General features: G+C 67.9%; 21 protein-coding genes. 14 read left to right on the plus strand and 7 right to left on the minus strand.

Going from position 1 to position 18,748, the window contains the following annotated elements; all coding sequences use genetic code 11:
• Window positions 1–303 carry a trypco2 family protein gene (locus BJ999_RS27570; protein ID WP_179835964.1) on the minus strand — a complete coding sequence of 101 codons (303 nt, stop codon included), beginning with the start codon at window positions 301–303 and terminating at the stop codon, window positions 1–3.
• Between the two features lie 638 nt (window positions 304–941).
• Here BJ999_RS27570 and BJ999_RS27575 point away from each other — a divergent pair.
• Complete coding sequence (locus tag BJ999_RS27575) at window positions 942–1,880, plus strand: hypothetical protein (protein ID WP_179835965.1); 939 nt, start codon at window positions 942–944, stop codon at window positions 1,878–1,880.
• 36 nt (window positions 1,881–1,916) lie between these two features.
• Here BJ999_RS27575 and BJ999_RS27580 read toward each other — a convergent pair whose 3' ends face one another.
• Window positions 1,917–2,186 (minus strand): hypothetical protein, encoded by a 270-nt coding sequence (locus tag BJ999_RS27580; RefSeq protein WP_179835966.1) that lies wholly within the window; start codon window positions 2,184–2,186, stop codon window positions 1,917–1,919.
• 157 nt (window positions 2,187–2,343) lie between these two features.
• Here BJ999_RS27580 and BJ999_RS27585 point away from each other — a divergent pair, with 157 nt between their 5' ends.
• The gene (locus BJ999_RS27585; protein ID WP_179835967.1) at window positions 2,344–3,768 is read left to right on the plus strand and encodes an alpha/beta hydrolase; all 1,425 of its coding nucleotides are present in this window, start codon (window positions 2,344–2,346) and stop codon (window positions 3,766–3,768) included.
• Between the two features lie 27 nt (window positions 3,769–3,795).
• Here BJ999_RS27585 and BJ999_RS43185 read toward each other — a convergent pair whose 3' ends face one another.
• Genes BJ999_RS43185 through BJ999_RS27595 form a run of 3 tightly spaced genes read right to left on the minus strand, consistent with a single transcriptional unit; the run spans window position 3,796 to window position 4,956 of the window.
• On the minus strand, window positions 3,796–3,918 hold the full coding sequence (locus tag BJ999_RS43185; protein WP_268247844.1) for a hypothetical protein: 123 nt from the start codon (window positions 3,916–3,918) through the stop codon (window positions 3,796–3,798).
• 49 nt (window positions 3,919–3,967) lie between these two features.
• Window positions 3,968–4,534: a hypothetical protein gene (locus tag BJ999_RS27590; protein WP_179835968.1), complete on the minus strand. Its 567-nt coding sequence runs from the start codon at window positions 4,532–4,534 to the stop codon at window positions 3,968–3,970.
• The gene (locus BJ999_RS27595; protein ID WP_179835969.1) at window positions 4,531–4,956 is read right to left on the minus strand and encodes an ATP-binding protein; all 426 of its coding nucleotides are present in this window, start codon (window positions 4,954–4,956) and stop codon (window positions 4,531–4,533) included. Before BJ999_RS27595 ends, BJ999_RS27590 begins: the two co-directional genes overlap by 4 nt.
• Window positions 4,957–5,641: 685 nt before the next feature.
• Between BJ999_RS27595 and BJ999_RS27600 the strand changes: the two genes are divergently transcribed.
• The 3 genes from BJ999_RS27600 to BJ999_RS27610 are packed head-to-tail and all read left to right on the plus strand — an operon-like array spanning window position 5,642 to window position 8,530.
• On the plus strand, window positions 5,642–7,582 hold the full coding sequence (locus BJ999_RS27600; RefSeq protein WP_179835970.1) for a hypothetical protein: 1,941 nt from the start codon (window positions 5,642–5,644) through the stop codon (window positions 7,580–7,582).
• A 1-nt stretch (window position 7,583) separates the two neighbouring features.
• Entirely contained in the window at window positions 7,584–8,030 is a 447-nt protein-coding gene (locus BJ999_RS27605; protein WP_179835971.1) for a hypothetical protein, read from the plus strand.
• Window positions 8,030–8,530 carry a hypothetical protein gene (locus BJ999_RS27610; protein WP_179835972.1) on the plus strand — a complete coding sequence of 167 codons (501 nt, stop codon included), beginning with the start codon at window positions 8,030–8,032 and terminating at the stop codon, window positions 8,528–8,530. The genes BJ999_RS27605 and BJ999_RS27610 overlap by 1 nt, the downstream gene beginning before the upstream one ends.
• 178 nt (window positions 8,531–8,708) lie before the next feature.
• Here the strand turns inward: BJ999_RS27610 and BJ999_RS27615 are convergent, their stop codons facing one another.
• A complete protein-coding gene (locus BJ999_RS27615; protein ID WP_179835973.1) occupies window positions 8,709–8,900 on the minus strand; it encodes a hypothetical protein in 192 nt (63 codons plus the stop codon).
• Between the two features lie 33 nt (window positions 8,901–8,933).
• Between BJ999_RS27615 and BJ999_RS27620 the strand changes: the two genes are divergently transcribed.
• The 9 genes from BJ999_RS27620 to BJ999_RS27660 all read left to right on the plus strand — a co-directional run bounded on the left by BJ999_RS27620 (window position 8,934) and on the right by BJ999_RS27660 (window position 18,087).
• Window positions 8,934–9,299 carry an Mth938-like domain-containing protein gene (locus BJ999_RS27620; RefSeq protein WP_179835974.1) on the plus strand — a complete coding sequence of 122 codons (366 nt, stop codon included), beginning with the start codon at window positions 8,934–8,936 and terminating at the stop codon, window positions 9,297–9,299.
• Window positions 9,300–9,610: 311 nt separating this feature from the next.
• On the plus strand, window positions 9,611–10,492 hold the full coding sequence (locus BJ999_RS27625; RefSeq protein WP_179835975.1) for a helix-turn-helix domain-containing protein: 882 nt from the start codon (window positions 9,611–9,613) through the stop codon (window positions 10,490–10,492).
• On the plus strand, window positions 10,489–10,683 hold the full coding sequence (locus BJ999_RS27630) for a DUF397 domain-containing protein (RefSeq protein WP_179835976.1): 195 nt from the start codon (window positions 10,489–10,491) through the stop codon (window positions 10,681–10,683). The genes BJ999_RS27625 and BJ999_RS27630 overlap by 4 nt, the downstream gene beginning before the upstream one ends.
• Before the next feature lie 784 nt (window positions 10,684–11,467).
• Window positions 11,468–13,525 carry a hypothetical protein gene (locus BJ999_RS27635; RefSeq protein WP_179835977.1) on the plus strand — a complete coding sequence of 686 codons (2,058 nt, stop codon included), beginning with the start codon at window positions 11,468–11,470 and terminating at the stop codon, window positions 13,523–13,525.
• Window positions 13,526–14,679: 1,154 nt separating this feature from the next.
• Window positions 14,680–15,471 carry a class I SAM-dependent methyltransferase gene (locus BJ999_RS27640; protein WP_179835978.1) on the plus strand — a complete coding sequence of 264 codons (792 nt, stop codon included), beginning with the start codon at window positions 14,680–14,682 and terminating at the stop codon, window positions 15,469–15,471.
• Window positions 15,472–15,655: 184 nt separating this feature from the next.
• Window positions 15,656–16,216, plus strand: a complete 561-nt coding sequence (locus BJ999_RS27645) for a hypothetical protein (protein WP_179835979.1) — start codon at window positions 15,656–15,658, stop codon at window positions 16,214–16,216.
• 14 nt (window positions 16,217–16,230) lie between these two features.
• The gene (locus BJ999_RS27650) at window positions 16,231–16,758 is read left to right on the plus strand and encodes a hypothetical protein (protein ID WP_179835980.1); all 528 of its coding nucleotides are present in this window, start codon (window positions 16,231–16,233) and stop codon (window positions 16,756–16,758) included.
• 97 nt (window positions 16,759–16,855) lie between these two features.
• On the plus strand, window positions 16,856–17,200 hold the full coding sequence (locus BJ999_RS27655; protein ID WP_229810520.1) for a PadR family transcriptional regulator: 345 nt from the start codon (window positions 16,856–16,858) through the stop codon (window positions 17,198–17,200).
• Window positions 17,197–18,087, plus strand: a complete 891-nt coding sequence (locus BJ999_RS27660) for a hypothetical protein (protein ID WP_179835981.1) — start codon at window positions 17,197–17,199, stop codon at window positions 18,085–18,087. The genes BJ999_RS27655 and BJ999_RS27660 overlap by 4 nt, the downstream gene beginning before the upstream one ends.
• A gap of 137 nt (window positions 18,088–18,224) precedes the next feature.
• Here the strand turns inward: BJ999_RS27660 and BJ999_RS27665 are convergent, their stop codons facing one another.
• Window positions 18,225–18,704, minus strand: coding sequence for a GNAT family N-acetyltransferase (locus tag BJ999_RS27665; RefSeq protein ID WP_218935261.1), 480 nt, complete (start codon window positions 18,702–18,704; stop codon window positions 18,225–18,227).
• Between the last annotated feature and the right edge of the window lie 44 nt (window positions 18,705–18,748).

Below are 18,748 nucleotides of genomic sequence, written 5' to 3' on the forward strand. Positions count from 1 at the left end.
TCAGGGTTTGTCCGCCAGACCGCGCGTCACCTTGATCGGGCGGCCGTCACCGTCGCGCGGCGGCTCCAGCGTGACCGTCACGCGCTGGATCTCCTCGCGCCGGTAGGACCCGTCGCCGCCCAGTTCGAGAACCCAGAACTTCGCTTTGCCGGACGCCCCGCCTTGGCGCGTGACGCCGACGTGAAACTCCAGCTGTATCTGACCGACGCCGAAAGCGAGCTCCGACTCCTTCCCCGCCTCCAGAGCCTCCATCAACTCCGCGCGAAGCGCGGCGATGCTCTCGGCAAGACCGAGCTCACCCATGAATCCCCTCCCGTGTCCGCGTTCCGTCGAGGGCGGCCGGGCGACCACACCGGATGATCTTCAATTCCGGACGGAGGACGTCTTCCGCCGCCATGCGGCCCGCGCTGCAATCCTCCATGAGCTTCGCCACTCGTGACGAGAGGTATTGGCCGCGCGGCCGGAAAAGGCCATTCGCGTGCCGTCAGGGGAGGAGATCATTCTGGAGCGGGCGCCGGCGCCACGGAAGAGGTGGGCAGCGACCCCGCCTTGAGCTCGGGAGTCCGACACCGCGCCAGGCCACGGTCGTGTCTTGATCACGAACCCACGGTCGCTGCCCGAGGGGGGCGGCCCGACACAGGCAGGCTTCGCACATCCGAAATCGCACACGTGCGAGCTTCGGATGCCAAACGCGCGGGCAGGCGAGGTTTGGTCACTCGACTTTCGAACCAACGCCATTCTGGCCAAATCGGCAGGCCATTCATGATCAATGATGGCAAGGCGATCGGAGTGCGTGATAAAAACTGTGCACAGCCGACCCGGCGATGGAAGCGCATCCGAATGAGCGGCGGCAGGGACGCCGTTCCGCCTGGCCGGGCCACTGCTTTCCAGTGCGGCTCCGCAGGGACGGAGCCGCGAGAAGACGACCGTCAGGAACCCTTATGAACGAGAGGCGCGAGACGCCCCCGCCCTGGTCTCCGGCATTCAGCGCCGAGTGCCCGGTCGGCGTCGCGCATCAGGCGTGGATCGAGACGTCGATCACCTGGTTCGTCCGCGAGTTCGGCCGCGACCCGGCGCTGCGGCCGATCGTCCTGCCCCGGCCGGATCTTCGCTCCGCCGACTACACCGGCACCCCGAAGCAGATCAACGACGTGGTCGCGTGGGTGTGCGGGCTGATGGAGATCGACCGGTCCGAGCTCACCGTGGAGCTTTTCGACCGGGAGGGCGAGGACCCGGCGGCGCGCCAGGGGAGGCGTGCGGTCGGGCACTACTACGTCGAGGACGGCCGGGCGGTCATCGGGCTGGACGTGACGGAGGCGTCCGACGCCGCCTACCTGATCGCCGTGATCGCGCACGAACTGTGCCATGTCCGCCTCCTCGGCGAGGAGCGGATCACCAACGAACGCAAGGACCACGAGCGGCTGACCGACCTCCTCACCGTCTATTTCGGCTTCGGCGTCTTCAGCACGAACGCCGCGCTGAGATTCGGCGAGACGACCCGCGGCTTCTCCGTCCAGCCACTCGGCGATCTGGACGAGCGCACTCTCAACGCGGCCCGTCACGACGACTATTCACGCCTCGGGTATCTGACGGAGCGCGAGTTCGGCTACGCGATGGCCTGCTACGCCTGGCTGCGCGGCGAGACCGAGCCGCCGTGGGCGAGCCATCTCGACCCCGGGCCGCGCACCTTTCTGCGGCAGGGCCTCGCCTACCTGACCCGAGCCACCGCGCCGGGCGAGTTCCCGACCAAGCGGACCGGGGCGATCCCGGTCTCGATACGCGTGGTGCTCGCGACCAACCCCGCATGGCTCAGCGGCCTCCACCTGATGGCCAGGGGGACCGCCTGGCCCCCGAACCCACCCGGCCACCGGCCGTCATGACCCCGCGCCCGCGCGCCCGCCTCGCCGAGACCGGCTTCAGCGCGCCTCGCCGAGCTGCCCGCGTTGCCGCGCCAGCAGTTCGAGAGCCTCTCGCCAGTGCAGATGCGCATGCTCCTCAGCCAATGCGGAGTGCTTGTCGCAGAACCATTCCACCTCCGGAGGATGACCGACCCAGCCCTGCCGGTCCTGTTCCCGGCGGATCGCCTCCTCCTCGGGGGTGAGCGCGAACCAGACGTCCGTGAACGACGAGTACGGTTCGCCGTCGCGAAGGGACCGTTGGCAGATGAAGCAGTCCGGCGGTCTCACCGCGACTCCTCCCAGATAGTCGGGGACATCCCCCGAACGGTAACGCGGCGACCGCCTTCCGATGGCATGAGCCTCCTCCGAACGGTCGATGCTCACCACCGGTAGGCGACCGTCCGGCCGATACGCCGACCGCGCCGCATCAGCAAGATCGTTACACATGAAGCGACCCTCGGTGCTGGCGGCCTTCGCCCTGACCATCCCGCCCATGATGGCCGTCCCGGGCAGCGCGGCGGCAAGCACGATCGCCTGGCGGGCCTGTGGGACCACCGGCGCCGAATGCGGGACGGTCACGGTGCCCGTGGACTGGTCCCACCCGGGCGGGCGGAAGCTCTCGCTGGCCGTGACCCGCAGGAAGGCCACCAAGGCCCGTGCCGGCACGCTGCTGTACAACCCCGGCGGCCCCGGGACGGGCGCCGCCGACCTGGTCCGAGACTGGGCACCACAGTTCTTCTCACCCCGCTTGCGGGAGCGGTTCGACATCGTCGGCATCGACCCGCGCGGTGTCGGCGGCAGCGAACAGATCTCCTGCGGGATGCCCGTCCACGATCCGGAAGTGACACAGTTCCCCGGAACCGAGCGTGAGTATGGGCGCATGGTGGCCCGCAACAGAGCGGTCGGGGAAAGCTGCGATCCGCTCATCCGGCACGTCGACACCGTGAGCGTGGCGCGCGATCTCGACGCCGTGCGCGCCGCTCTGGGGGAACGGAAGGTCAGCTACCTGGGACGGTCGTACGGCAGCATGCTCGGCACCCAGTACGCGCGGCTGTTCCCCGACCGGATCCGCACCATGGCACTGGACGGTGTCGTGGACCACGGCATGCCGTCGCGCCGCATGGTGGGCCAGGCGGCATCGGCCGTGGAGGACTCCTTCGACCGGTTCGCGGCCTGGTGCGCGCGGACAGCCGATTGCGAACTGCACGGGCGCCCGGTCGCGAAGGTGTGGGACGCGCTCGTCGACCGGGCCGAGCACCACCCCCTGCCGGTCCCGGACGGCCGGCCGCTGACCGCCGAGGAACTGCGCTACAGCGTCTACGCGATGCTGACGCTGTTCCCCGAGTTCGGGCAGGGGCTCGCGCGGGGCATCGCCGAAGCCGACGGGAACGATGCCTCACTGCTGGGGCAGATGCGAGACCAGGCACTGTACGACCCGGCGAGCACGGCCGCCTATCGGGCGATCCTGTGCCAGGACATCGCCCCCCAGGTGTCCGGCTTCGGCGAGTTGCGCAGGCGTGAGCACTTGGTCCGGCAGCGGGCTCCGCACATGGGCGGGACGTCGGAGTTCTGGGACATGACGACCGGATGCATCGGCTGGCCGATCCCCCCGGCCAATCCCCAGCGGCCGGTGCACATCCGCGACGCGCCTCCCGTCCTGCTGGTGGGCAACACCCACGACCCGGCCACTCCCCTGGGATGGGCGAAGAGCCTGAGCCGCAGCATCCGCGGCTCGAAGGTCCTCGCCTACGACGGCGACGGACACACCGCCTACCTCCGCAACCGGTGCGCGACCACCAGCATCGACCGTTACCTGGTCACCGGCGCGCTCCCGAACATCAACTCCTGCCCCGCCGACCCGCGGACATAGGCCCAAGGTCGGCGGAGGGCGCGGGGGTCAGAGATACAGGCCCGTGTTCTTAGATCGAGTCTCGGGCGTAACGGGCCGCAGGTCGTCCGGGCGGTCACCGGTGGTGATGCACCGCGCCTGGGCGATGGCGGTGTCGAGAAGGTCGCGCATGATCCGTCCATTGACGACGAGGTCGCTTCGGCGTTCCTCCATGAGCCGGTCAGAGCCCCGCCCGGTAGCGGGTGTATTCGCAGACGAGGACGTCGAAGGGCATGGACGGCCAGCGGCTCAGCGCGCCTGTGTGCCGGTCGACGACCAGCAGTGGGGCGGCCTCGTCGTTGGAGCCGTCGGCGGCGCGGGCGACGAACCCGTCCGGGAAGTCCTCGACGATCAGCGGGACCGGGCGGCCGCCGCGCCAGAAGTGCGCGTCCGCGCGCCGCCACGCCTCGGCCCGGTCGACCGGTGCCGGACGGACGCTGTAGGCCGTGAAAACGTGCGCGAGGCCGCGCAGCGTCCGGCACTCGGACGTCCCGCAGCCACGGCAGATCGGTTCGCCGTTCGGGCCCTCGCCGGGGCGGTGGGAGGCGAGGACGCAGGTCAGCGCAACCGTGCAGGCCAAGACGAGGCGCCGCGAATGGGCGACGAACTCCCGGCTGGACGGGTCGAGAGCTCTGGTCTGGACGAGCGCGGCGTCGATGGAGTGGGGGTCGGCGCGCATCGCGGCGGTCATCGCGGCGTGGACGCGCAGGTGGACCTGATCGTGCGTCCAGGAGGCGGGCTCGGTCACGCGGCCCACTCCCCCGCGAACACGGCGGTGACCGTGCGGCCTTCGCCGTTGCCGTGCCATCCCCAGCTCGCTGCGGTGAGCGAGATGGTGCGCAGGCCCCGGCCGGACTCGGCCAGCGCGTCGGCGTCCAGCGCGGCGGGCTCGCCGGGACCGCCCTGGTCGGTGACCGAGACCGCGACCAGGCCGCCGTCCCGCACGACCTCGACGGTGAACGAGCCGCCCATCTGGCCCGACTTGGTGTGCCGCAGCGCGTTGACGACCAGCTCGTCGGCGGCGAGCAGCACGTCGTTGAGGAAGGGGCAGCCGTCCAGCAGGCAGCCCGCGAACCGGCGGACGTTGCGGGCCTGCTCGGGCCCGCCGGGGAAGGAGCGCCGCCAGCACAGCGGCACCGGCTGTGCTGGCGGGAGCGTCGTCAGAGACATCAGAGCACCTCGGGTCGTGATGGACGTAGCCGTTGCGGATCTGATGAGTCGATCCTTGTTCCGCACGCACATCGTCACACTCGGTCGCCAATCGAGCACGGAGGATCAGAGTGCCACCTGCCCCGGCAAGGGATTTAGAACGTGTGCTGGTCTCAGGTCCGACCTCCGCACGTGCGGAATTCGCGCACGCTCAGCTGCCGCACTCGGACGAAGGGCCGAGGAGGCAGGTCCGTCTTCGACGATCACGTCACCCGTGGCCGCCTGGACCGGATGACCAGATCACCCTGAACGCAGATGAGTGGCGACACCACGGCGCGGCGTCGAGGACGTCCGTCGCGGCACTGCCAGGCCGCGAGAAGCGGCGGGTCGCGCACGCCCCCCAAGCATCCATAACGCCTATATCGGCATGAAGACCGCACCATCGGAACGCTTGAATGACTCGCCGCGTGAAGCCGCTCCGATCCGACCGGTCCAAACAAGTAGACGAATCAGCGGGAAACCGACACAGCGTCGCACGATACGCGCGCCAGGAGGAGGTGAGTGGAATATCGGCACGTGCAAAGTTCGCACGTGCGCGATTACATAGGGGCCTGTGTGATCCGGCGTTGGCCCCGCACGCCACGGACGCACCCGGCGAACCGTCTGGCCGACCGGCTCGCCTTCCCCCGATGAAAGGGCTGCAAGCGTGGGCGTGGACAACCCCCCTGGTGGGCCGGGCAAAGGTCCCGAGACCCCCGACAAGCCCACCCCGCCACGCACCGACGACCAGCCTCGGGCCGACGCCCCCGGCACATCGGGGACCCCCCGTATAGACAGCTACAAGGCAGCAGGCCAGCCGGTTCCAGGACGGCCGGAAGCTGGCACCGAACAACGCGGCGACCGCGAGGCGCAATCCAACGGATCCTCCACCGACTCCTCCTCCACCGGCCCGGCCGGAGAGAAGCCGCGAACCCCGGGTGACCCGCCGTCCGAAGCCGAGCCGAAGACCGAGAAGGAGTCGGAGACCGGCAAGACCGAGGTCGACTCCCGGCCGGACGAAGATCGCGACCACGACAACGGCGGCACAGAAGCGGAAAAGCCCGGCCAGGCCAAGACCGAGGACCCTAGGCAAGACGAGGGCCAGCGGGGCACCAACGACCGCGAGTCCAAGACCGATCAGGCCGAGCCGGGCAAGGCGGAAGGACAGGACGGCAGCAAGGACAACGGCACCACCGCCGACGCCCCCGCGTCCTCCGAGCAGCCGAGCACCCGCCCGGCCGAGGCTCCTCAGTTCCCGCCCGACTCCCGCCGTGCAAGCCTCGCCGCCGCCCGAGAAAGCCAGCTGGAAACCGCGGAAGAACGGCGAGCCATATTCCAGGACGCCCAGACCACCAACGGACCCGGCGAAGGAACCGCCGGCGAAAGCCGCGACAGCGGTGCGCCGCCGCAGAGCGAGAACGCGGGGTCGGACGAGCGCGGACCGGAAGCACAACCCCCAGGCACCGAGACGCCGCCCGGCACTATCGGCGACGGCGACATGTCCAGCGGCAGCGACAGGTCCGGCAATGGTGAAGGTTCCGGCGGTCGCGACCAGCCTGCGCCTGCGACCCCCGAAGCAGAGGCCGAGCCCCCGGCGCAAGAGACACCGCGTCCGCAAAATCAGGAGCACGAGCCCCTCGTCCCGCAGGACTCCTCAGACGCGGGCGACGACAGCGGCGACCCACCGGCCGAACCACCAGCGGACGGCTCACCACCCGCCGACGACCGAACTCGGGACGCGAAGGACGGGACGCTGCCGGGCCCAGAGGTCGGCCAACCGACCGAGCCCGCCGCCGAAACCGGCCGCGAAGCATCCTCTGTCGGCCCCGAAACGACCGATCAGGGCACCGAGCCCCCAGAGCCCAAGGCTGACGACGGAACCACGGGCAACGAGACAGACGCCCCGAAACCCGGCGACGAGACCACGCCCCCTCCCGAAGGAACCGGCGAGAACGCCACGCCCCCAGAGGCTCGCGGTGAACAGACCGACGCCCATAGTAGAAATGCCGAAGGCGACGGCGCCGAGTCGGACCCGGAAGATTCCGATGAGTCGAAACCGGAGGTCCGCCCCAATCCCATTATCTCCGACGTGTACACCGACGGCCAAGGCCAGGTGCGCGTCGAGCCTCGATACGGACGAGAGCAAACCGACGAGCCCGGTAGTGATCCGACGCGAAGCGTACCGGAGACCACAGAACCGACAGGACTCCCGACCCGTGAAGACCTCGACCCAGTCGGAGCCAGAGGCGGAGAGGCCGGGCGGGGCGAACTCCGCCGCGTCGAAGACGATGGAGCTTCGCGCGATTATCAGGAGAACGACCCCGAAAAACCATCTCGCTTGCGAGACATGACTCGTCTAATGTTCACGAAGGCAGACGACCTCAAGGATTCGGCCGACAAGCTGGTTGAACCAGGTCAGAAACACCTAGAACGAGTGAAACCAACAGGGCAGTCGTGCGTAGCTCGCACTAACCCTGATCACGTAAAATCAGTAGACGCGAAGGTACAGGTAGGAGACATTACGCTCGGAATTATCGGTACGACCGTTATGGCAATAGGAGCAGGGCGTTACAGCATAACGATGGCGCGGAAGCTTATAAGGAGATAAAATGCCCGTATCTAGTGATCAGGTAGCAACGCTGCGCGCCCAGCTTTCGGGACAAGCTGACGAGCACCGCCGGCTACTGCGGCAACTCGATCCGGAGCAAGCGAAGCAGGGCTACGCAGCTCTGGTCGCCGCGGCCTTTGTCGTTGCCGTCGAACGACGCTTTAGGCAAGGCGAGATAATCGCAGACGATAGTGAAGTTATCGAGTTCGTTGCAAGCGCCCGAGAAAGAAGCGACGACTCAGCCGAGATTATCAATCCGGACGTAGCGGAAAAAATGATTCTGACCCTATTGGGCAGAGGATCGATCGCAACACTAGACGAGAATACAAAGCTAGAGCACCAAATCATTCTTCTTGCCGCTCTGATCGGTCAGGCCCAGCTCGATGATCCCGAGCTTGATGCCTTTATAGCGGAAGCGCGCACTCTCGCGGACGAGATTCTTCAGTAATGGACTATTCGATTGTCCGGATTGGCGAGGAGAACATCCTCGCGCTGCGGTCGTTCCTGTTGGAGGGGCCTGAGGCGTGGGTGCCTCTGCAGGACGAGATGCAGGTGGACGATGAGACCGCGGCTGGGTACATGTCGCTGCTCTTCTGCGCGTTCGAGGTTGCGGTACGCCGAAAGTTCGCGCCCACCTACATCGTGGGTCAGCTTGTCCGGTTCGTCGCCGATGTGCGGATCGCGGCCGGTGAGGACGCGAACCTGATCAACCCGCTCGTCGCCGAGGACATGGTCCGCCGCGCCGTCGACGCGCCCCTGCTGAAGGAAACCGTCCCAGACGACGTGTCGGCCACTCTGCATGCCCAGGTCTTCATCTTGCTCTACCTCATCACCGAAATGGATCTCGATCGGGCAGGGTTGGAGCAGTTCATCGAGGAGGTCACCGCCTACACCGAGCAGTGGCTCGCGGCGCGGCGGGCCGAAGCCTCCACGTCGGCCTCCTCGTAACCCCTGAACTTGTTCTTTCACCTTCCTGCGTGAATCGGGTAGGCGACGGTGGTCTCGCGTTTGATCGTTTGCCAACATCGTGGCGGGGTGCGGGATGTCGGTTCTTGGAGCCGGGTGGTCGTTCGGGGTCGGGTTTGCCCTTTGGTACACCGGCGGGACGGGCCACTTTCTCTCGGAATCAGGCAGCTATGGAGGCCAGGCCGGAATCGGGCCACACGGTGAGTGCATCGACACGGGCGTACTCATCCAGCGAGCGAGACTCAATCCTCGCGGCGTTGGTAGCGATAGGTGCCTCAGCAACGCTCATGATCACGCCCAGACCGGTCTGATGTTTGGGAAACGCCTCGGGCGGGCCTACGATCCAGAACATTTCGAACTGGTATGCGCCGCAAGGAGTCCACTGATGGACAAGTCGCCCCTGATCACGCACATCTCATGGGGCCGCATGGAGGTCGAGGGCCTGGCATCGGGCAAGGACTTCAAGCTGTATCCAGGAGGCGGCCGCGCCTGGGACTGGTCCGAGCACGGCACCCGCCACGAGCCAGGCATCCAGCCCGCCGACGTCCAAGAACTCCTCGACCACGGCTGCACCGTGATCGTACTCAGCCGCGGCATGGAACTACGCCTGCAGACCATGCCCGAGACATTGAAGATCCTGGAAGACCACAGGATCCAGGTTCACATCGAAGAGACGACCGCAGCCGTCGAGCTCTACAACAACCTGGCCCACGCCCAGCTCGTCGGTGGCCTCTTCCATTCAACGTGCTGACCAGCACGGTTAAAGAGGTTTTCTAGCCGCGACGCGGGCGGAAGCATCACGAGGAAGAGGTGGCTCGACTCCTCGGAACTTCTCGCATATCTCCGATACGCGCAGGTATGGGCGTTTGCAAATAAGGGCTTAACGGCCGAACCGGACTGGCGAGGGCTGCACTCCCGATTTCCGCATGTGCGGATTTTGGCCCTCGCGTCGGCGTGGCGGGATTTTGTCGGGGCGTGACTTTAGTATTGCCGGACACGTTCGATTGCAGAGTGTTAGCGATCAGTACGGACCGTGTCCGATGCGATATCGGGAGGACGGCCATGCCGAGCCCCTATGTCCGCCGCCGCCGGCTGGCGGTTGAGATCCGCAAACTTCGCGAGAGCCGCGGCCTCACGACCGATGGCCTCGCCCGCCTCGTCTTTCACTCCCGGACGAAGATCACTCGTCTGGAGAACGCCCAAATCCGCCCCGACCTCGTCGAGATCATGAACCTGCTCGATGCCTTGGACGTCACCGGCAGCGAGTATGACCGGATCTGCCAACTCGCCCGGGAGGCCGGACAGAAGGGCTGGTGGGATCGGTACGGGGTCTCCATGGGGCCCCGCCAAAAGCTCTACGCGGACCTGGAGTACAGCGCCGCGACCGTGCGCGCCTACAACCAGACTGCGATGCCTGCGGTTTTGCAGGCACCCGCATTCATTTCAGCCCTCGTCGACCTGGACAAGTGCCAGGGCAAGCTCGACTACGTCCCCGAGCGCATGGCCGAAGCTCGTATGCGGCGGCAACACGAACTTCTCCGGCCGGACGGTCCGTCCTACGAGATCATCCTGGACGAGTGCGTCATTCAGCGGCTGGCTGTCCCGCCTCTAGCTATGGTCAACCAACTCCGTCACATGGTCGACGTGGTCTCGATGGTGGACCGGATTAGCGTCCGCGTTCTGCTGCACAACACTCGTATTCCGGGCGGCTTCCTCGCGAAGTCATCCTTCTATCTCTACACGTTCAGCGAACCAGGCGACTCACCCTTGGCGGTAGTCGACACGGTCACCACCGACCTCATAGTTACCCAGCGGAATGAAGTGGCGCAGTACACCCGGATGTACGACCGCGTCAGAGATGCAGCGCTGTCCAGGGACGACAGCATCACCTTCCTCGAACGGGTAGCCAACCAGCTCACCGATCAGACAGGATCGGAAACATGACCAAGGACTTCCACGGGTGGCGCAAGTCACACCACAGCGAACCGAACGGCGAATGCGTCGAGGTCGGCCTCGCCGCCGACGGCACCATCGGCGTCCGGGACACCAAGCTTGAGGGCACCGGGCCAACCCTGGAGTTCACCGAGGACGAATGGCGCACTCTCCTCCGCAAGATTCGTTCAGCGGCTCACTGACCCCTTACGGACATCATCGGCCTTGAGACGAGCCTGTCCAACTCAAGGCCGATGGCATTTCCCAGGGGCCCACTGTCCATCTTTGTGAGTGGCGTCGCCCCCTCCTCCGGAGCCGGAGCGAATCCTTCTTGCGCGTCGGTCTCATCGCCCGCGACGACACGTCATAGATGGCAAGAATCGCCCCGCTCGTCCGCACGAACCGCTCGGGTTCGTTGCGTCGAAAGTCCTCGCACATTTCTGTTGGGCGATGGTGCACCCCCATGGGCGACAGGACCTCGAGCATTCAGTTATGACCAGACGTTTATCGAACCTCGGGGACGCAGGTTCGATAGGTACCCCGGGTCGCGTCGCCGTGGACGGATAAGGACTTCGCGTCCTTCCCAGCAGATCAACCTCACAGTTCGGTCAGGGCAAGCTCTTCTACGACGCCCCGGGCACGAAACTCGGGGTCGTCGAACTGCTCGGCTTGATGTGGTCCGGCGAGGTCACCGCATCACTCTCGGCGACTGTTGAGCCCAAGGCCGGACGAATGACCCCGAGGTTTCCCTGGACATGCCGCCCCCTGGGCAACCGGTGGCGCGGCCGGGGCGTCCCACGTGCCACAGGCATTCTTTGGTCCTGGTTCGGGACCCCTACCGAAGGATGTGAATTGGCGGAACTCTCCTGGGCTCTGACCGTCCCTCAGCCAGCCGCGTGGGCAGTCGCCCATGGCCACCAGGCCGTCTACAACCGCCAGAGCGGCACAGATCAGCGCGGCTGGATCGCGATCTGCGCGGGCTCTTACATGGACGACGATTTGAAGCGGTTGACCAATCGGCTGACCGGCCGCTCGCCGGAGAGCCTCGACGCCCTTTGTGGAGAGCGCAACGCCATCGTCGCCGTGGCCCGGCTGGCGGACGTGTGCGATGAAAGGGCGTGCGACTGCGGTCCCTGGGCTGACAGGCGGCTCATCCACTGGAAGCTGGCGGACGCGGTCCCACTCGCCGAACCCGTGCCCGCTCCGCACATCGTCGGCTTTTGGCGGATGCCCGCCGACCTGGCGGACGCGGTCGAGCGGCAATGGCAGCTCACCGAGCGGCCCACCGCGGGCGAGGCGATCACACGAGGCGCGCACAGGGATTTTCTGGCTGTTCGAGACGAGTTGCTCCCACTCCCGGGCGACGCCGAGGGATACCGGCATGTGCTCCTGCTGGGCACGACGGGGGCGGGGAAGACGACGGTCGTCCGGCAGCTGCTCGGCACGGACCCGGAGACCGAGCGGTTCCCCTCCACCTCGACCTCGAAGACGACCGTGGCCGACACCGAGATCATCCTCACGGGTGAGGGACCGTTCCGTGCCGCCGTCACCTTCGCCGGGCGCGACGAGATCGCCGATCATCTGCGCGACAACGTCTGGGAGGCCGCGCGGGCGGCGTTCGAGAGCCGCTCCCAGGAGGTGGTCCAGAACAGGCTGCTCGACCACGTCGGCCAGCGCTACCGGTTCAGCTACCTGCTCGGTCGCGCCGCCCTCCCCGACGCGGGGCCTGACCTCGACGATGACCTGGACGACGGCCAGGCGGCCACGCCGGCGGCCCGCGCGACCGATCCGGGCACGACGGCGCTGGTCCAGAACGCGGTGCGCGCCCTCAAGCATGTGGTGGCGACCCAGTTGGTCGGCATCCAGAACGCGGCCGGGGCAGGGGAGGACGGCCGCCCCATCGAGGAGTACATCGAGGACGAGCTCGAGAGGCGCGTTCGGCGCTCCGACATGTGCGAGCGGATCGTCGACGCGTTCCTGCACGCCGTCGAGAACCGGTTCGCGCTGCTCGGGGAGGGCGATCTGCGGCGCGATCCGGACGGGTGGCCGGTGTCCTGGTCCTGGGAGTGCGCGGACCGGGCCGAGTTCCTCCGCATCATCACCAGGTTCTCCAGCAACCAGGCCGCGTTCTTCGGCCGGCTCCTGACCCCCTTGGTGAACGGCATCCGGGTGGCGGGACCGTTCCGTCCGGTCTGGGCCGAGCATGCGGCGCGGCTCGTCCTGATCGACGGGGAGGGGCTGGGGCACACGCCCGGTTCCATCGCCGAGGTCTCCACTCCCCTGCGCAAGCGCCTGGACGAGGTCGACGCCGTCGTGCTCGTCGACAACGCCCAGCAGCCGATGCAGGCGGCGCCGGTCGCGGTGATGCGGACGGCGGGCGCCACGGGAAACGGCGAGAAGCTGTTCTTCCTGTTCACGCACTTCGACCTCGTCAAGGGCGACAACCTCGGGTCGTTCTCCGACCGCGAACGGCACGTCCTCGTATCGGCTGAGAACGTGCTGAGCGAGGTCCGTGAAGAACTCGGACTGGCCGAGCGAATCCTGCGCCGCCGCCTGGACGAGGCCCGCTTCTTCGTCGGAGGCATCGACCGGGTTCTCGATCCCGAAAGGATCGACCCGGCCGGGCCGAAGGCGTCCCTGCGCACGATGCGGCAGCTCAACGGGCTCCTCGAAGCGCTCACCGAGGAGGCGGTCCAGGTCGGGACGGGGCCGGCGCGCCCCGTCTACAAAAGCGGGCAGCTGACGGACGCGGTGGTCGAGGCGGTCCGGGCCTTCCACATCCGGTGGCGCGGCGCCCTCGGGCTCTCCCAGGAGTCGGAGGTGCCGAAGAAGCACTGGTCCAGCATCAAGGCGCTGACCAGGCGCCCGTCCGAGGAGCACGGCAAGGGCTCGACGTTCCGGCGCGCGCGAGTTCTCATCGACGATATCTACGAAGAGGCGATTCCGCGCGCCCGGCGCGACGAATCTTATGAGAACAGGTTCTCGCGAGCGGTGCTGGCGGAATTCGAGGACGTCGCCGCGGAACTTTATTTCATTGTGGAATGAGCGGACGACGAGGGCCGGAGGAATGTAGGACCGGCGCACAGCTCATTCCCCGGCGACGAGAACGAGGGGGCCTGTAAGGCGCGGATCCGGTGCTCAGCGCGCCGGAGGGCGAGGCCGACTTCCGGCGCCGAGTCGCGGCCGGCTCGGCGACGGACGGGGGAACATCAGCGCTGCACCCTTCATCTAGGGCGATCCCGTCGAGGTGCTGGCCGCGTTCAGCGAACGCCGCATCCGCTACGGCCCCCTCGGGCGCGAGACTCGTCGGCAAGTTGGTGGCCATGGCCGGCGAGGCCGGCTGGGTCGAGGACGCCGGCGAGGATCCCGACCCGTGCCCCGGCTCCCCCGCCCTCATGATCAAGGAAGAGTGGGCGAAGGGTATGCGGCGTTCCCGTATCGACGGCGCGCTCGGGCAGAACCTGCGCACGGCGCTGCACAGCGACAGGCCGACCGCGCCACCGTCCCGAAAGCGCGCGTGGCCATCATCGGTCATGCGACCCGGACGAGTTCCGGGCGAATCCGTCGCCGCCCGACGTCGCGGGCGACAACCCTGCACCGCGCGCGTGCTGGAAGGACGACCTCCACGACCGCCTGACCGCGCTCTCCACGACCTTGTAGCTGATCGAATCCTTCGCCGGGCGCGCCGTCCCGTAAACGAGGCGCATCGCCGCCGTGCACGCACTGGCCGATCCAAGCGCCACGCTCTCTCCACGGCACCTGAAGAGCGCAGAGGCGCCCACGACCTGCGTGATCGTGGCCGTCGGGCTCGTCCTGTCGCCCACCGCACGGCCGCCCTTCAGGCGAGGTGGACGGACGCATCGCCTGGAGAAGACCGATCTCGACGAAGCCGTCGCGAGGGCCGAGAACCCGTCGAGTGGGGGGTCCGGGCGGACCCTTCGGCCGTCCTGCCATCAGTGCGAATGGGCGACAGCCCTAATGCTGAGACGCATGTAAACGCCTGCCGCACCTCTGCGTCCACCACGTACAAAGTTCACACGTGCGCACTTACATGGCTCGCAGGCGTGTGCTTGGCGGGTTCTGATTTCTGACCTCGGGTTGCGCTTCAGGGGCAACCGCCGACTGTTATTGGGGAAGCATGTGTGTCCCTGCCGGTAAAAGAACCAGCGGGGCGCACCCAAACGAAAGGGAGAACCACCATGGCACGCGTGCCTCTGCCGGACTCTCTCCGCCCGTTCATCGAGACGAGGGAGCCGGTCAAGCCCACCGCCGGTGACGGCGACGGCCACCTGGATCCCGCGGCGATCTCGTCGTGGACGTCCAGTGGGGACGCCGACCGGTACCACGACTACCAGGCCGCGCGAGTGGCCCGATACGTCGTCGGCCACTCGCTGTTCGACGTCAGTGCGCAGACGGGGGAGGTTTCCGAGCGGCTCGTGAAGCTGCTGGGCGCCAACCTCGAACGCCTGGTGTTGAGTGACCAGGAGCAAGGGTGGGTCGACCACCTGCGTGGCCGCTTCACCAAGGCCGAGGTCCTGCGCCTGCACCTCCCGAGCACTCCCGAGATCGAGCCCGTCGACACGGTGCTCATGGTCAACGTTCTCGGGCATCTCTCGGACGAGGCCAAGACGATCGAGGCCCTGGCCAAGGTCATCGTGCCGGGCGGCCGTTTCATCGTCTGGGAGGCCGGCTACCCGGAGCTGTACAGCCCCTTCGACCGCTTCGAGGCCGGCCGCCGTGTGCGGTACACGCCGGACGACCTCAGCGGGCTGCTCCGCGCCGCCGGGCTGCGGGTGAAGTTCAGCCGACCCATCAACCTCCTGGGCGGGCTGTTCAACCGGTTCATGGTCGACCGCACGGTCGACTACGCCGACCCGCGACTGGTGAGGCTGTACGACCGCCTGGTCGTTCCGCTGAGCCGGCCGCTCGACCGGCTGCCCCTGCGCTTCGGACAGAACGTGTTCGCGGTCGCTGAGGTGCCGGGCAAGTGATTTTCCGGGTCCCCCTCCGCACGGGGACCCGGCGTACGGTCGAGCGCGGGCGATCCACTGGATCCGCCCGCGCTCTTCTTTTCCCCCGGCCCTGTGCCCGGGCGGAACCGGGATGCCATGAAACCGAATCCGCTGTTCGGGAGTCTCACCTCCGTTCCTTGATCCCCCTCGACGGAAGGTGATCGTGACCGAGCAGCTCGACCAGGTCTTCGGCCGGTTGGTCAACCGCAGCTGGCAGCGTTTCTCCGAAGAGCTCCACACCCGCGAGATCGACGATCTGCTCGTCGGCGCCGTGATCACCGCGGCGGTCGCCCACGGCAACGCGCTGATCGACCTGAACTCCGACGGCAACCACCACTACCTGCGGTTCCAGCACCGGGAGCGCAAGCACCGCCTGATGTTCCAGCTCACGCACCGGGCCGGCACCGTCACGGCCGCCAAGACGCTCGGCCAGCACGCGGCCGTGACGATCGCCTACGGCGAGTACGTGCGGGACGCGCGGACGGTGTGGCAGGCGCTGAAGTCCGAGGTGAAGAGCGGTTTCCTGGACGTCGGGGAACCCGGCGTGCTCACCGTCGACGCAGATCTCGCCACCGGCTACGTCTACGTGCAGGTGCCCCTGCTGCTGGACCTGGACCAGTACTTCGCCGACCACTACACGGTGAAGTACCCCGTCCTCCAGGAGCACATCGCCGCCGTCACCCAGGCCTGCGCGAAGTACCTGCACGGCCGCATCGCCGCCTGAACCGGAGGACCGCCATGCTTTCGATGATCAACAAGTTCAAGAACAGCGCCGAGGAGCGGGAGAGCAAGGACGAGGCCCTCATCGGCGAGATGGTGTTCACCATGGCCCACCTGGGGTGCCCCGTCATCGGGATCAAGTCCGGCGGGGACCTGCAGTACGTGCGGTTCAAACCGGTGGGCGACGCGGTCCTGTACAGCTTCACGATCGTGCTGGACCGCAAGACCGGGGACGGCGTGCTGCAGCAGGCCGTGCTCGGCAGCAAGGCGACGTTGACGTTCGTCGCCGAGGTCAAGAACCACATCGCCGACCCCGACGATCTGGTGGCGATGTTCCGCACCGACATGGCGAACATGCTGCGCAGCCCGTGGTTCGGTGACATCAAGCTGGACCACCAGCTCAACTCGATCACCGCCACCAAGAAGCAGCTCATCGACATCGACGACTACGCCGACGCCGACGGCGCCGACCGCGACCGGCTCCGGCAGCTCCTCCAGGGCACCATGCAGGAACTGCGAGAGAAGGTGGCCCCGTACAAGAAGTGACGTCGGCCGGCCGCCTCCCACGCACCATCGTGATCGGTCACCTCACCTGAGCCGGGGGTGTGGCGGATACTTCGTCGGGTGATATATCGTCTGCCGTATGGTCAAACGAACCACGGTGATGAGCGAGCCCACGTACTTCGTGCTGGCCGCGCTGCTGGACGGGCCCGTGCACGGCTACGGGATCATCAAGAGGGCGCAGGCGCTGTCCGACGGGCGCGTCCGGCTGGCCGTCGGCACCCTCTACGGGGCACTCGACCGGCTGGCGAGCGGCGGGCTGATCGTCGTGGACGGTGAGGAGACCGTCCAGGGCCGTCCGCGCCGCTACTACCGGCTGACCGAGGACGGGCGCCTGGCCGTCCACCGGGAGGCCCTGCGCCTGGAGCAGGCGGCCCGGGTCGTCACGGGCCACACCTCCCCGATGACGGGGGAGGCCGGAGCATGAGCGGAGCATTCACCCGAGGCTGGTATCGGCTGTTCCTGCGGACGTTCCCGCCCGCTCACCGCGCCGAGTACGGCGCCGAGATGCTCGACACACTGCTGAACGACACCTCACGCCGCGCTCCCTCGCCGCGGGAGACGGCCGGGCTCCTCACCGCGGGCTTCGCCGCCCGGGCCCGCGCGGCCGCGGGGGAGGCCGGGCCGTGGTGGGCGGACGGTGTGCACCTCGGCTTGTTGATGCTGGCGCTGGCGAATCTGGCGTACGGCATCGGCGACCACGCGTCCCCCGGGTGGCTGGCCGCTTCGGCAGTGCTCGTCGTGGCGTTGCTGCGCGGCTGGGCACTGATGGTCCTGCCGCTCGCCCTGGCCGTGGCGTTCTCGACCGGCCGGGCCATGCTGGTGGGGGCGGAGACGACGTCCTGGCCGCCGCAGTTCTTCGGACCGGCGTACCACAACTGGGCCTCGCTGGCCCCCTACAGCGTTCTGGCGATCGGGGCCATGGCACTTGCGGCGATCCGGGCGGGGAATCTCTCCGGGCCTCGGGCCCTGCGGGTGCGGCCGTTGTGGTGGCTGGTGATCCCCGCGGCCGCCCTGGCGCTCACCTCCATGCCCGGGAGCCGGGAGTACGGCGAGACCTGGCAACTGGTCAGGGCGGGCACGGAGGGCGTCCTCCTGCTCGCCGGAGTGCTGGCCACCGCGATCGCGCGCAGCCCGCGCTGGGCACTGGCCGCGACCATCTACGTCCTGCCCGCCGTGGCCTCCCCGTTGACCAACCCGCCGTCGAACGCGCAAGACACCGGCTACTGGTTGACCCTCACCGGGCTCCTACTGGCCATGGCCGCGACAGCTTGGCGGCCCCAGCCCGTCCCCGAACGCCGCCATCCGCAATAGCCGGACCGCGGAACGCCGGGGCCGGCGAGCGCATCCAGGGCCTGGACGCCGGAGCCGTCCGCGAGCATGGATCGCCGGGTGCCGTTTCCGGCGCACCGCGCGGACCGTGCCGCAGGTCCGGCTGCAGGCGCGGCAGCTCAGCCGAGCGGAAGCTCCGCGGTCACCTCGTCCCCTTCGGTGGTGAGCGCGGCGCCCAGGCTCACCAGCAACGCGCGGGCGCCGCGGTTGCCCGCCGTCGTCGAGGCGAGGAACCTCGCCGCTCCGGTCGACCGGGCCTCGGCCAACAACAATGCCGTCACCCGCGTGCCGATCCCGCGGCCACGAGAAGCGCGGCTCAACCAGATGCCCGCCTCCACCGCGTCTCCGTGGGGCTGCAGGCGCGCCGCCCCGGCCGCTTCCCCATCGACGTCGACCACCCACGTGCGCTCCACCGCCGTCGCCGGGTTCAGGCATCTCGCGCGATGGAACTCCAGGAACGCCGTCCGGCGCTCAGGCGTCCAGCCGGGCGCGCCGTTGACCGGAGGCATCACCTCAAGAGGGTCCGCGCCGGCCACGGCCGCGTCGAGCAGCCGCGCCAGCGCGGGCTCGTCCAGGGGGCTCAGGGCTACCTCGATCACCTCCAGAGTCTGACGCCCGGGCGAGGTCCCGCGCGAGCGAATTT

It is taken from the genome of Actinomadura citrea (assembly GCF_013409045.1).
GTDB classification, from domain to species: Bacteria; Actinomycetota; Actinomycetes; order Streptosporangiales; family Streptosporangiaceae; genus Spirillospora; species Spirillospora citrea.